The organism is Pseudomonas sp. P4_C4 (genome assembly GCF_056402055.1).
In genome coordinates, this window is sequence record NZ_JBFUID010000088.1 from 21,522 (window position 1) to 34,667 (window position 13,146).

Annotated in this window: 16 protein-coding genes; 3 read left to right on the top strand and 13 right to left on the bottom strand. The window is 62.5% G+C overall.

Translation table 11 applies throughout. The annotated features are described in order from the left end of the window. Positions 1-255 precede the first annotated feature (255 nt). The gene (locus AC1DXW_RS28845; RefSeq protein WP_007986291.1) at positions 256-423 is read left to right on the top strand and encodes a hypothetical protein; all 168 of its coding nucleotides are present in this window, start codon (positions 256-258) and stop codon (positions 421-423) included. Between the two features lie 65 nt (positions 424-488). Here the strand turns inward: AC1DXW_RS28845 and dmpG are convergent, their stop codons facing one another. From dmpG to AC1DXW_RS28865, 4 genes are read right to left on the bottom strand one after another with little or no spacing between them, the layout of a single operon-like run. Further along, complete coding sequence (gene dmpG / locus AC1DXW_RS28850; RefSeq protein WP_477755032.1) at positions 489-1,523, bottom strand: 4-hydroxy-2-oxovalerate aldolase; 1,035 nt, start codon at positions 1,521-1,523, stop codon at positions 489-491. A 13-nt stretch (positions 1,524-1,536) separates the two neighbouring features. Further along, on the bottom strand, positions 1,537-2,445 hold the full coding sequence (locus AC1DXW_RS28855) for an acetaldehyde dehydrogenase (acetylating) (protein WP_477755033.1): 909 nt from the start codon (positions 2,443-2,445) through the stop codon (positions 1,537-1,539). Between the two features lie 18 nt (positions 2,446-2,463). Beyond that, positions 2,464-3,255 carry a fumarylacetoacetate hydrolase family protein gene (locus tag AC1DXW_RS28860; protein ID WP_477755034.1) on the bottom strand — a complete coding sequence of 264 codons (792 nt, stop codon included), beginning with the start codon at positions 3,253-3,255 and terminating at the stop codon, positions 2,464-2,466. Further along, the gene (locus AC1DXW_RS28865) at positions 3,252-4,079 is read right to left on the bottom strand and encodes an alpha/beta fold hydrolase (protein ID WP_477755035.1); all 828 of its coding nucleotides are present in this window, start codon (positions 4,077-4,079) and stop codon (positions 3,252-3,254) included. The genes AC1DXW_RS28860 and AC1DXW_RS28865 overlap by 4 nt, the downstream gene beginning before the upstream one ends. Before the next feature lie 266 nt (positions 4,080-4,345). Between AC1DXW_RS28865 and AC1DXW_RS28870 the strand changes: the two genes are divergently transcribed. Together AC1DXW_RS28870 and AC1DXW_RS28875 are read left to right on the top strand one after the other, a co-directional pair. Continuing rightward, positions 4,346-5,116 carry an SDR family oxidoreductase gene (locus AC1DXW_RS28870; protein ID WP_477755036.1) on the top strand — a complete coding sequence of 257 codons (771 nt, stop codon included), beginning with the start codon at positions 4,346-4,348 and terminating at the stop codon, positions 5,114-5,116. A gap of 113 nt (positions 5,117-5,229) precedes the next feature. Then, positions 5,230-5,733 (top strand): SRPBCC family protein, encoded by a 504-nt coding sequence (locus tag AC1DXW_RS28875; protein WP_477755037.1) that lies wholly within the window; start codon positions 5,230-5,232, stop codon positions 5,731-5,733. Here AC1DXW_RS28875 and AC1DXW_RS28880 read toward each other — a convergent pair. The 9 genes from AC1DXW_RS28880 to AC1DXW_RS28920 all read right to left on the bottom strand — a co-directional run. Next, the gene (locus AC1DXW_RS28880; RefSeq protein WP_477760778.1) at positions 5,709-6,143 is read right to left on the bottom strand and encodes a nuclear transport factor 2 family protein; all 435 of its coding nucleotides are present in this window, start codon (positions 6,141-6,143) and stop codon (positions 5,709-5,711) included. The genes AC1DXW_RS28875 and AC1DXW_RS28880 overlap by 25 nt on opposite strands. Further along, positions 6,140-6,529: a nuclear transport factor 2 family protein gene (locus AC1DXW_RS28885; RefSeq protein ID WP_477755039.1), complete on the bottom strand. Its 390-nt coding sequence runs from the start codon at positions 6,527-6,529 to the stop codon at positions 6,140-6,142. The genes AC1DXW_RS28880 and AC1DXW_RS28885 overlap by 4 nt, the downstream gene beginning before the upstream one ends. Continuing rightward, complete coding sequence (locus AC1DXW_RS28890; RefSeq protein WP_477755040.1) at positions 6,530-7,732, bottom strand: acetyl-CoA C-acyltransferase; 1,203 nt, start codon at positions 7,730-7,732, stop codon at positions 6,530-6,532. Further along, complete coding sequence (locus AC1DXW_RS28895) at positions 7,729-8,220, bottom strand: MaoC family dehydratase (protein WP_477755041.1); 492 nt, start codon at positions 8,218-8,220, stop codon at positions 7,729-7,731. Before AC1DXW_RS28895 ends, AC1DXW_RS28890 begins: the two co-directional genes overlap by 4 nt. A 2-nt stretch (positions 8,221-8,222) precedes the next feature. Further along, on the bottom strand, positions 8,223-9,005 hold the full coding sequence (locus tag AC1DXW_RS28900; protein WP_477755042.1) for an SDR family oxidoreductase: 783 nt from the start codon (positions 9,003-9,005) through the stop codon (positions 8,223-8,225). A gap of 13 nt (positions 9,006-9,018) precedes the next feature. Continuing rightward, on the bottom strand, positions 9,019-10,212 hold the full coding sequence (locus AC1DXW_RS28905) for an acyl-CoA dehydrogenase family protein (RefSeq protein ID WP_477755043.1): 1,194 nt from the start codon (positions 10,210-10,212) through the stop codon (positions 9,019-9,021). Further along, positions 10,209-11,381 carry an acyl-CoA dehydrogenase family protein gene (locus AC1DXW_RS28910; RefSeq protein WP_477755044.1) on the bottom strand — a complete coding sequence of 391 codons (1,173 nt, stop codon included), beginning with the start codon at positions 11,379-11,381 and terminating at the stop codon, positions 10,209-10,211. The genes AC1DXW_RS28905 and AC1DXW_RS28910 overlap by 4 nt, the downstream gene beginning before the upstream one ends. 150 nt (positions 11,382-11,531) lie before the next feature. Next, positions 11,532-12,941, bottom strand: a complete 1,410-nt coding sequence (locus AC1DXW_RS28915) for an ArnT family glycosyltransferase (protein ID WP_477755045.1) — start codon at positions 12,939-12,941, stop codon at positions 11,532-11,534. A gap of 3 nt (positions 12,942-12,944) precedes the next feature. Next, on the bottom strand, positions 12,945-13,146 hold a 202-nt coding region (locus AC1DXW_RS28920; RefSeq protein ID WP_477760779.1), incomplete at its 5' end, for a lipid-A-disaccharide synthase N-terminal domain-containing protein.

Below are 13,146 nucleotides of genomic sequence, written 5' to 3' on the forward strand. Positions count from 1 at the left end.
AAGCTCGCTCCCACAGTGATTTGGGTAGTTCGCAGATTTTGCATCCAGCCACTGAACCTGTGGGAGCGAGCTTGCTCGCGATGAGGCCGGCACAGCCAACATCCCTGTCGCCTGACACTCCGCCATCGCGAGCAAGCTCGCTCCCACAGGGACCTCACTGTTGCGACTTTACTGGCTAGTCCATTCGGACGAAGCCACTCGCGAGCTAGCGCCATAACCTGTCTCTACAACAATAAAACCGTGTCGAGACCCATCATGCGCAAAACTACTTGTGCTCTGTTCATCATCCTCTGTGCGGGTACTTCCACTAGCCTGTGCCAACTGTTCAAGAATGAAGCCTACCGACCGACCACGGCCTACTTCAGCTGTTCGAGCGCGGCCATCAACTGTTATCCGCCCGTGGTGCGCAATCTGCTGCCTTGAGCACGGTTTCCACCGGCCATAAAAAAACCACCGAATCATCGGTGGTTTTTTCGTTGCCGGAAAAATCAGGTCGGCAGTACACACCTGGCCCGCGACAGAGTCAACGCCAGGTCTTCAATCATGTCTTCCTGACCACCCACGGTTCCGCGCCGCCCCAACTCCACCAGCAGCTCGCGAGCAGCGATGCCGTACTTCTGCTCGGCACGCTTGGCGAACAACAGGAACGAACTGTAGACCCCGGCGTAACCGAGTGTCAGTGCGTCCCTGTCGAGGCGGATCGGCTGATCCATCATCGGCACCACCAGGTCTTCGGCCACGTCCATGATCTTGTACAGGTCGACGCCGCTGTTGACACCCATGCGTTCCAGCACCGCGACGAACACTTCCAGCGGCGTATTGCCCGCCCCCGCGCCAAGGCCTGCAACCGATCCGTCGATCCGCGCAGCACCGGCCTCGATGGCGGCCAGGGAGTTGGCGATGGCCATGCCCATGTTGTGGTGGCCGTGAAAACCGACTTCGGTCCCGGCATTCAGTCCGGCACGCAGGGCCCCGATCTTCTGCGTCACTTCATCGGGCAGCATGTAGCCGGCCGAATCGGTGCAGTAGATGCAATTGGCGCCGTAGCTTTCCATCAGGCGCGCCTGCTCCAGCAATTTCTCCGGGCTGACCATGTGCGCCATCATCAGGAAGCCGACGGTATCCAGGCCCATCTTCGCCGACATGCCGATGTGCTGGCCAGACACGTCCGCCTCGGTGCAGTGAGTGGCGACACGAATGGTCGAGACACCGTGTTCGTGGGCCATCTTCAGGTGATCGAGGGTACCGATCCCCGGCAGCAACAGGGCCGAAACCCTGGCCTGTTTCATCTGCGGGATCACCGCGGCGAAATACGCCTCGTCACTGTGGGCGGGGAAACCGTAGTTCAGCGACGAACCGCCCAGGCCATCGCCGTGGGTGATTTCGATCAGCGGCACACCGGCGGCATCGAGGCCGGTGGCCACCGAGACCATTTGTTCGATACTGATCTGATGCTGTTTGGCATGCATGCCGTCGCGCAGACTCATGTCGTGCAGACGCACGCGCTTACCTTGCAAATTCATAGCGATTCTCCACTCAACGGGCAGGCAATTGCAGGATGCCCTTGCAGGCTTCTTCAGCGAACATCTCGGCCGTGCGCAATCCGGCGGCGGTCATGATGTCGAGGTTACCGGCGGACTTGGGCAGGAAATCGCCGAGGCCTTCGACCTCGATGAAAATCGACACCTTGCGCCCGTCGAACACCGGCCCGTTGATCAGCTTGTAGCCCGGCACATAGCGCTGAACTTCGCGGACCATCTCCAGCACCGAGGTGCGGATCGCATCCTGGTTCGGCTCGTCATCGGTCAGGCAGTGGATGGTGTCGCGCATCATCAGCGGCGGCTCGGCCGGGTTGATCACGATGATTGCCTTGCCGCGTCGGGCGCCGCCGATCTTCTCCACCGCACCGGCCGTGGTGCGGGTGAATTCATCAATGTTCTGCCGCGTACCCGGGCCGACCGAACCGGAGGACACCGTGGCCACGATTTCGCCGTAGCTCACCGATTGCACCCGCGACACCGCCGCCACCATCGGGATGGTCGCCTGACCACCGCAGGTGACCATGTTGACGTTCATCGCCAGGCTCGACGCGTGCTCCTTGAGGTTGACCGGCGGCACGCAGAACGGGCCGATGGCCGCTGGCGTGAGGTCGATCATGATCACCCCCAGCTCGTTGAGCTTGCGGCTGTTTTCCGCATGCACATAGGCCGAGGTGGCATCGAAGGCGATACGAATATCATCGTCGAGCACATGAGGCAGCAAGCCGTCGACACCACCGGCGGTGGTTTTGATGCCCATTTCCCGAGCACGTTTCAGGCCCTCGGATTCAGGGTCGACACCGACCATCCACACCGGCTCGATCCATTGCGATCGGCACATTTTCATCAGCAGATCAGTGCCGATGTTACCCGGGCCGATAATGGCCGCTCTGAGTTTTTTGCTCATTGGGTCAAACTCCAAAAGTCAGGCGCAGAAAGACACCCGGGCACTGCCCAGGCCATCAATGGTCAGTTCAAAACGGTCGCCGGCACGGGCCGGTTCCAGTGGCACCAGCGAGCCCGAGAGAATGATTTCCCCGGCCTTGAATGGAATGCCGAACGCACCCAGGGTGTTGGCCAGCCAGGCCACGGCGGTCAGCGGGTTGCCCTGCACCGCCGAACCCAGACCTTCGCTCAGGGGTAAACCATTCTTGAACACACGCATGCGCAAGTTCGGCAGGTCCAGCTCGCGGGGTTCGACCTTGCTGTCGCCCAGCACGAACACGCCGCACGACGCGTTGTCAGCCACGGTGTCCTGGATGCGGATGCGCCAGTCGTGAATCCGCGAGTCAACGATCTCGAAGCATGGCATCACGTATTCGGTGGCGGCCAGCACGTCTGCTTCGGCGATGCCGGGGCCGACCAGATCATGCTTGAGCTTGAAGGCAATCTCGCCCTCGGCACGGGGCTGGATCAGTTTGTTGGCGGACAGGGAAATCCGGGCGTCGTCATCGAACGACATCTGCCGCGTGATGAAACCGAAATCCGGCTGATGCACGTTGAGCATCTGCTGCACCGCCGCCGAGGTCACGCCGATTTTCTTGCCGACGATCTGGTCACCGGCCGCAACCCGACGCTCAATGGCGTACAGGGAAATGTGATAGGCGTCTTCAATGCTGATCGACGGCCAACGCTCGGTCAGCGGTGCCAGTGTGGAGCCGCTGAGCAGCGCCTGATAAAGCTCTTCGCCGAACTCACGGCGCAATTGCACGCTCATCCGCGGGCCTCCTGAAGGAATGCCAGACACTGGCTATTGAAGAAGTCACGGTGTTCGACCTGGACCCAATGCCCGCACTCGCTGAGCATCACGAAACGGATACCGGAGCAGTTTTCGAGCATGGTCTGGGCTCCGGAGGACGGGCAGAACTTGTCGTTCATGCCCCAGAAACCGAGGATCGGGCATTGCAGTTCGGCCAGCCGCGACGTCATGTTCGGCACCTGCATGGTCGACAGCACACACACCGGCTGCTGCTGCACCACGGCCACGCGCTCGTTGACCGTTTCGTCGCTGATCAGGCTTTCATCGAACAGTTGCAGCGCCAGCAGGCGGCGCATGCCCGCCGCATCGTTCAGCTCACCCTTGGCGAAGGCCGCACCCATTTTCTGGATGCCTTCCATCTGCAGGTAATACTGTTCCTTTTCCATCAGGCCACCGGGCGCCATCAGCACCAGACGGCTGACACGCTGCGGTTGGTCGAGGGCCAGTTTGATCGCGATCGCACCGCCCAGGGAGTTGCCGACCAGCACGCAACGCTGGATGTCGAGGGCGTCGAGCAAACCGCTCAGGGCTGCGACAAAGAAGTCCAGGGTGTAGAGGGTGTCGGGTTTGTCCGAAGTGCCGTAGCCCGGCAGGTCGGGAACGATCACCCGGTAACCGGCCACGGCGAACACCGGGTAGTTCTGCTTGAAGTTACTGTGACCGCTGGCGCCCGGCCCGCTGCCATGAATGAAAATCACCGGCTCGCCGTTGCCGACGTCACGATAGTGCAGCTGCAAACCATCCGGCAGCGTAACGAAGTGCCCTTGCGCTGAAGCGCCCATAAGGTGTCCTCCCGGCCTGTTGTTGTAGTCCGATTATTCCGAGGGGCCGAGTCGCCAACATCGTCCGACAGGACTACGCGCCTGTAGGAGCGAGCTTGCTCGCGAAAAACGTCAGGACACCGCGGGGCATCAGGTTTTGCGCGTTATCGTTGACGTCCATCGCGAGCAAGCTCGCTCCTACAGTCTCTAGTCTCATCGGACGTTGGCCTACAAAGACGGTCGACCTAGCATCGATGGCATTCCCGAGCGACAAAAAGAGATCTCCCATGCTTGATCCGATGGACTTTCGCGGCAAAGTGGTATTGGTCACCGGCGGTGGCAAAGGTGTGGGTCGCGGCATCAGCCAACGGTTTCTCGACTGCGGTGCCGTGGTGGTAACTTGCGGTCGTGAAGCCCCGCAATCCTTGCCTGCCAGCGGCGGACGCGAGGCGCTGTTCGTACCCTGCGACCTGCGCGATGTCGAGCAGTCCGGGCGCTTGATCGCACAAATCGTCGAGCGCTTCGGCCGCCTCGATGTGCTGGTCAACAATGCCGGCGGTTCACCGAACGCCGATGCCGCCACGGCCTCGCCGCGTTTCAGCGAAGCGATCATCCGCCTGAATCTGATTGCCCCACTGAACCTGTGCCAGCAAGCCAACCAGGTGATGCAGGCCCAGGCCGATGGCGGTGCGATCATCAACATCTGCAGCGTCAGCGCCACCCGCCCTTCCCCCGGCACCGCTGCCTATGGCGCGGCTAAAGCCGGACTGCTCAATCTGACCACCTCGCTGGCAGTGGAATGGGCGCCGAAGGTGCGGGTCAACGCCGTGACCGCCGGGCTGATTCTCACCGAGCAGGCGGCCATGCATTATGGTGACGACGCGGGCGTTGCCCGGGTGGCGGCGACCATTCCGCTGCAACGCCTGGCAACCCCGGAGGACATTGGCGATACCTGTCTGTACCTGGCCTCGACATTGGCCCGTTACGTCAGTGGCGCGGACATCGCGGTGCATGGCGCAGGTGAACGCCCGGCGTTTCTCGACGCGGCCCAATCCTGAAGAGATCGCAGCCTTCGGCGGCTCCTACAGTTGAACCTCAATCTCTGTAGGAGCTGTCGAGTGAAACGAGGCTGCGATCTTTCAAGCAGTCAAATAACAAGAGGAATTCCGACATGCCCGCAATGGCCAGCCACAGTGTTTTGCTCGATCTCCCACCACAAGCCGCATGGGCCAAACTGTGCGACCTGAGCCTCGCCCCACACTACGTACCGGGGCTCACCGGTTGCCAGTTTCATCCCGGCGCAACGCAAGGTGTCGGCGCCAGTCGCCGGGTGTTGCGCAAGGGCGGTCAGTATCTGGATGAAAGCGTGGTGCAGTGGCAGGAAGGCACTAGTTTTGTGCTGCGGTTGCACAAGGGCGACAATGACTCGCCCTTTCCGTTTCGCGAGGCGAGTTTCAGTTATGCCTTGCAACCGGAGGGGGATGTGACACGCATCACCTTGCAAATGCGTTACAGCCTGCGCGGTGGCAGGCTGTTTGAAAGGTTGCTGGCCAAGGCCTTCAACAAGGTCGTGCAGCAGATTGCCGAGCACCTCAAGGCCTACTACGAAACCGGCCGAACGCAGAATCCCGACCGGATCGAAACCCGCCTTCAGGAACGCGCCACTTCCGAGTGAGCGGTAAAACGGGTGGCGACTATCTTCCATTGTCCGGCTATACGCTGGTAACGGTCCTGATAAAAGCCACCCAGCTGCCGCGTCGCCCCGCTCTCGCCATCCACATTGAAATACCACAGAGCCCAACGGCCCTGGGCCTGATCCTCGCTCAGCACCTCGATTTCCGGGTTGGCGCCATGATGCAGGTCGATCACCCGCTCATGGCAGGCCAGTTCGCGGTACAGCGCGACAAAACTGTCGCGCTCGTGAAAGATCCCCAGCGGACCGTAATCGATCAGCACTTCACCTTCGGCGAAGCAATCGGCAATCACCTCGACCTGCTTGAGGTCGCAGGCATTGAGGTAGCGATGCTTGAGYTGGCGGATGTCCTCAAGGGCTTCCAGGCGGGCGATACGCTGCTCCAGGCTCATGCCGAACCTCGCGCCGTCACGTTGACCTCACTCCAGAAGGCTTTCATCGAGCGGATCTTGCCGTCGGCATCGAACTCCATCACATCGATTATATGCAGCGAGCAAGGTTTCCCGCCCCACTCCATGTCGACCCGGAACGGCATCGCGCCGCAACCGTTGAGCGTCGCGCGCACCGGCCCGGTCCGGGTCGCGGAGACTTTCATCGCCCCCAGCCCTTCACGGTAGAAACGCCCGATGGCGTCGATGCCCTGCAACGGCGCGTGGCCGACCGGGTCTTCAACGGTGGCGTCTTTGGCGTAGAGCGCGAGGATGCCCTCGATGTCGCTGGCATCCACCAGCTCCACGTAGCGGGCCATGGTCGCCTGAATCTGTTGAGCGCTGATCATTCAGACCACCTCGAACAGGGCTGCCGCGCCCATGCCGCCACCGATGCACATGCTCACCACCACATAACGCAAACCGCGACGCTGGCCTTCGACCAACGCGTGGCCGACCATGCGCGCCCCGGACATGCCGAACGGATGACCAATGGAAATCGCCCCGCCGTTGACGTTCAGGCGCTCGGCCGGAATGCCCAGGGTGTCGCGGCAGTACAGCACCTGACAGGCGAACGCTTCGTTCAACTCCCAGAGGCCGATGTGGTCCATGGTCAGGCCGTGGCGCTTGAGCAGCTTGGGAATGGCGTACACCGGGCCGATGCCCATCTCGTCGGAGTTGCAGCCGGCGACGGCCATGCCGCGATAGATCCCCAGCGGTTCCAGGCCACGCTTCTCGGCCAGCTTGGCGCTCATCAATACCGAGGCCGACGCACCGTCGGACAGCTGCGAGGCATTACCGGCGGTGATAAAACGCCCCTTGTCGCTCCACTGACCGCCCGGCCATACCGGCTCCAGCGCTTTCAGGCTTTGGAGGCTGGTGTCGATGCGGTTGCACTCGTCGCGCAGCAAGGTAACGGACTCATGGCGGGTTTCGCCCGTGGCCTTGTCGACGATCATCTGGCGGCTGGTCAGCGGCGCCAGTTCGCGGTCGAATCGCCCGGCGCTCTGGGCCTGTGCGGTACGCAGCTGGCTCTGGTAGCTGTATTCGTCCTGCTTGTCGCGGGATATGCCATAGCGTGCGGAGACGATCTCGGCGGTTTCGATCATCGGGATATAGGCGTGCGGGTCCAGCTCGATCACCGAACCCGACTGGTTGCGATACAGGTTCTTGTGTTTGTTCTGCACCAGGGAAATCGACTCCAGGCCACCGGCCACGGCGATGTCGATTTCGTCGCACATGATGCCTTTGGCGGCCATGGCGATACTCATCAGGCCCGACGAGCACTGGCGCTCGACGGCCATCCCGGCAACCGATGCCGGCAAGCCACCGGCAATTGCGCACAGGCGCCCCAGGTTATAGGACTGCGTACCCTGCTGCGCGGCGGCGCCGATGATCACGTCGTCCACTTCACCCGGCTCGATGCCGGCACGGCGCACGGCTTCGCGCACCACGTGGCCGCCCAGTTGCGGCGCTTCGGTGTCATTGAACGCACCGCGAAAGGCTTTGCCGATCGGAGTACGGGCGGTCGATACGATGACGGCTTCTTTCATGCTGGATTCCTCGAAAATGCTGTTGAAGGTCTGGCCGGGTAATAGCGGCTGATGGTGTCGACCACGCAGCCGGGACGTTCCTCGCCGTCGATCTCGACGCTGACGCGGACGGTCGCCTGCACACCGCCCTTCACTTCCTCGACCGCGATCAGTTGTGCACTGCCGCGCACCCGCGAGCCGACGCGCACCGCCGAGGGGAAGCGCACCCGCTCGCAGCCATAGTTGACGCCCATGGCCAGGCCACGGACTTCGACGATCTGCGGCAAGAACAGATTGACCAGCGACAGGCTCAGGTAACCATGGGCAATGCAGGTGCCAAACGGGCCGCTGGCGGCCTTGAGCGGATCGACGTGAATCCACTGGTGATCGCCAGTGGCGTCGGCGAACCGGTCGATGCGGTCCTGCTCAAGCAGCAGCCAGTCGCTGACGCCGAGTGATTCGCCCACGGCGTCGAACAAGGCCATCGGCGTGTCGAAAATACGTGGCATGGTCACGCCCTCTGGCTGGACACCGACAACACTTCGCCGGTCATGTAGGAGCTGTAGTCGCTGGCCAGGAACATCATCACGTTGGCCACTTCCCAGACTTCGGCGGCGCGGCCGAACGCTTCGTTGGCGGCCAGTTGATCGAGCACTGCCTGGGGCGCAGATTTGCGCAGGAAATCGTGCAGGGCAATGCTCGGGCTGACCGCGTTGATGCGGATGCCATAGTCGGCCGCCTCGACCGCTGCGCAGCGGGTCAGCGCCATGACCCCGGCCTTGGCGGCGGCGTAGTGCGCCTGTTCTTTCTGCGCGCGCCAACCCAGCACCGAGGCGTTGTTGACGATCACCCCGGCACGCCGCTCCATCATTTTCGGCAGCATGGCGCGGGTCATGCGCATGGTGCCGGTGAGCGTCACGTCGATGACCCGATTCCACTCTTCGTCGGCCATGTCCACCAGCAACCGCGAGCCGCCGAGGCCCGCGTTGTTGATCAGCACATCGACGCCTTGCAGGTCACGCTCGGCGCAGGCGATCAGCTGTTGCACCCGGGCTTCGTCGGCGACGTTGCAGACCTGGCCGAAGACCTGCTGCAGCCCGGTGGTTTCACGAATTTTCAGCACCGCTTCGGCCAGCCGGCCTTCATGGATATCGCTGATCATCAGCGCGCGGCAACCTTCCTCGGCGGCACGCACGGCGGCGGAAAAACCGATCCCGGCGCCTGCGGCGGCGGTGATCAGCACCGACTTGCCGCGCAGCAGGCCGCGCCCTTCAACATATTGAGGTACAGACATGAACTCTCTCCTTTCAGGTGCGCGGACGCGGCTCTTTGGGCATGCCCAAGGCACGCTCGGCGATGATGTTGCGCTGTATTTCGTTGCTGCCGCCGTAGAGGGTGTCGGCGCGGCTGAACAGGTACAGCGACTGCAAACGGGTCAGTTGGTAAGGCGCAGCTTCAAGCAATTCCGCCTCCGCGCCGAGAACGTCCATCGCCAACTTGCCGAGGCTGGCGTGCCAGCTCGACCAGAACAGCTTGTAGATGGTCGCCTCTTTACGCAGCGAACCGTCCTGGCTACCCGAGAGCATGCGCAGCGAGTTGTAGCGCATGATCCGCAGCCCGCTCCAGGCTTCGGCCAGACGCTGGCGCAAGATCGGGTCGCGGTCGGCACCATTGGCCTTGGCGATGGCGATGATTTCGTTGAGTTCGTTCTGAAACTGCATCTGCTGGCCGAGGGTTGACACACCCCGCTCGAAACCCAGCAGCGCCATGGCGATCTTCCAGCCTTCGCCCGGCGCGCCGATGATGTTGGTGGCGTCGGTGCGGGCATCGTCGAAGAACACTTCGTTGAATTCCGAAGTGCCGGTCAATTGCTCGATCGGTCGCACAGCGATTTCCGTCTGAGCCATCGGCACCAGCAGGAACGACAGACCGCGATGGCCGACGCTGCCCGGTTCGGTGCGGGCGATGACAAAGCACCAGTCCGACTCGTGGGCCAGGGACGTCCAGACTTTTTGTCCGTTGATCAGCCATTGGCCGGTCGCTTCATCCAGCGTCGCACGAGTCTTGACGTTGGCCAGGTCGGAACCGGCGCCCGGCTCTGAATAGCCCTGGCACCAGAACGATGTACCGCTGACGATCCCAGGCAAAAAGCGCTGTTGCTGTTCGACCGTGCCGAACGCGGCGATGGTCGGCCCGGCCAGCCCTTCGCCGATATGGCCCATGCGGCCGGGGCCGCCGGAGCGGGCGTACTCTTCGTTGAAAATCACCTGCTGGGTGATCGACAATCCGCGCCCGCCATGCTCCGGCGCCCAGCCGACACAGGTCCAGCCGCCTTCGGCGAGTTTGCGTTCCCAGGCTTTGCGCTCTTCGGGAAACATATGCTCATCGCCCGGGCCGCCGCGAAAACGCAGGTCCTCGAACTCACCGCAGAGGTTGGCGCGCATCCAGTCGGCGACTTCCCGACGGAAGCGTTCGTCCTGCTCGCTGAAACTGATTTTCATGGCTGCTCTCCCAGAATCACCGCGGCAATCCGCTCGCGATGCCAGGCCGGTAGCCCGAGGAAACTCTCGCTGGCGCGGGCGCGCTTGAAGTAGAGGTGCGGGTCGTATTCCCAGGTGAAACCGACGCCACCGTGCAACTGGATCGATTCGGACGCGCAATGGAAATAGGTTTCCGAGCACTGCGCCTTGGCCAGCGCCGCCGCCAGCGGCAGTTCGGCCGCGACCTGCGGATTACCCTGCGGGTCGAGGACTTCCTGGGCCACGCACGCGGCGTAGTAACTGGCCGATCGCGCGCATTCGACTTGCAGCATCATGTCGGCGGCGCGGTGTTTGAGGGCCTGGAAACTGGCAATCGGGCGACCGAACTGTTGGCGCTCCTGCATGTAGGCCACGCTGAGGTCGAGCACCTGCTGCGCGCCGCCGGTCTGCTCGGCAGCCAAGCCGATGCAGGCCAGTTGCAGGACTCGCTCAAGGTGCGACCAGCCGTTGCCGAATTCACCCAGCAGGCAGTCGGCTTCAAGGTACAGGCCCTTGAGCTGGATCCGCGTCTGGCGCCGGGTCTGGTCCATGGTCGGCAGCATTTGCCGCTCGATGCCGGCCCGCTCGGCGCTCACGGCAAACAGGCTGATGCCCTTTTCCCCAGTGGTTCCGGGTTGTCGTGCGGCAATGATCAACAGGTCTGCGCTATGGCCGTCGAGCACATGCTTGAGGGTGCCGTCGAGGACAAACCCGTCGCCCTGCGCCACCACCGTTGCCTGGACATCGTTGGCGGACCAGCCGTTGGCACTGCTGAACGCCAGCGTTGCGGTCACGCTGCCGTCGGCAATCGACGGCAACCAGCGCTGCTTCTGTTCATCATTGGCGGCCAGCAACAGCGCGGGCGTGGCCATGCAGGCGGTGGCGAAAAACGGCGAGCACAGCAAGCGCCGGCCCATCTGTTCCAGCAGGATTGCCAGCTCGACAAAGCCCAGGCCGAGGCCGCCATAGGTTTCGGGGATGTGAATCGCTGGCCAGTACATTTCCTGGCACAGACGCTGCCAGAGGGCTTCGTCAAAACCCCGTTCACTGACCATAGCCGCGCGCACGGCGGCAGAATCCGAGACATCGGCGAGGAAGCCCTCGGCCGATGCGCGGATCATTTCCTGTTCGTCGCTGAATGCAAACTCCATCGCGGCGCCTTCTGCTCGTTTGGCGGGGCGCGCGTGGCGCAACACCCCTTTGAGCATGAAGTTTGGCGCCGGCCGGACGCGGCAGAATCGTTAGCCCTGCCTAGTCCGAACGGGTGATGTGCTGGCGTGTGTGTTCGGCCGGGAAGCCGATCAGCGGCAGTCTCCGCCCATGCGCACCAGCAGCGCTGAACGGTCCGGTTTCAGGTACGGGTTGATTTCACCGACCTGGCACGACGCCAGGTTCTGCAGTTCCGGTGCGAGGGGTTCTTGCACAAACAGCAGCCCAGCCGGACGCGACTCGGACTGCAACTGCGCCACTGTCAGCGGCGCCACCGGCCGGCCCATGTAGTAGACCAGACGAATATCCGGCTCACCGAGGGTGTAGGCCTTCTGCCCCGGCTGCCCGTCGGCCAGCGTGGCCACCTGCTCAAGACCGCCAACCCGGTGCGACAGCACCCGCGCTTCGACGAACATGTAGAACACCACGAACCCGGCCAGCATCACGTAGGGCACAACGGCCAGGACCGTGCGCCAGCGCCCCTTCAGCTCCTCGAGCAGCGCCGACCAGTGCATCGCCAGCAGCAATGCCATGGACGGATAAACCGGCAACAGGTATTTGCCATGCTTTTCGGTGAACAGGGAAAACACCAGCAGCGGCAACAGAGTGCAAATCAGCAACATGCCCGCCTCGCGGCGCGAGCGGATCATTGCCCAGAACTTGCGCGGCTGCACGAACACGATCAGCCAGAACGGGAAGAAATCCCCGGCCAGGTACAACAGATACGCGTACCAGGCTTCGGCGCCCTGTCCGTCGATCTTCTTCACGATGTCTTCGCTGATGATCGAGGCCCAGATGCCCCAGCCCTGACTCACCGACACCGCCAGGTACCAGGAACTGCCCAGCACCACGGCAATCAGCCAGCCCCAACCGTCGCACAGATAAGCCTTGGCCCGGGCATCACGGTAGATCAGCGCATAAGCCAGAATCGGTGCCGTCACCCACAACAGGCAAACGGGGCCTTTGGTCAGCAGCGCGCAGCCCAGCAGCACGTAGCTGAGCCGACTCCACAAGACCCGGCCTTGCAGGAAAATGAACTGCCAGGCCGCCAACAGCGCACCGAAGCACAGCAGGGTCAACAGCATCTCGATTTCCGAGCGCCGTGCGAACAGGCTGAAGGCACCGTTCGCGGCCAGGAACACCACAGCGAACAGACCGACCTGTCGCCCCGCCTGCCGAACGCCGTACAGATAAGTGCCAACACAGCACAAGGCGGCGGCCAACGCCGAAGGCAGGCGCACGCTCCACTCGGACAAGCTGCCCAGCACCGCCGTTGAAACCAGGCCGGCCCAATAGAAAAACGGCGGCTTGGACAAGTACAAGTCGCCGTTCATATAAGGCAGCAGCCAGCTGCCTGCCTCACGCATTTCGCGCACGGTGACGGCGCGGCGGGCCTCGTTGACACTGAGGAACGGCACGCTGCCCAGTCCCCAGAAAAACAGCAACGCAATCGCGATAGTCACGAGCAACGTAATATTTCGGGTCGATAACGATCCGCGCATGACCTACTCCTTTAGGTGTTTGCTTTTTTTGATCAATTGCAGGTTGCGAAAGTAGACGATGGAGCCAAAGGCCTGGCCGGCGATGAACACCGGGTCTTCACGGTAAATGGCATAGGCGAGCAGCAAGGTGCTGCCGACGATGCTCAGGTACCAGAAGCTCACCGGGATCACACTGCGTTTCTTGTACTCGCTGTACAGCCACTGC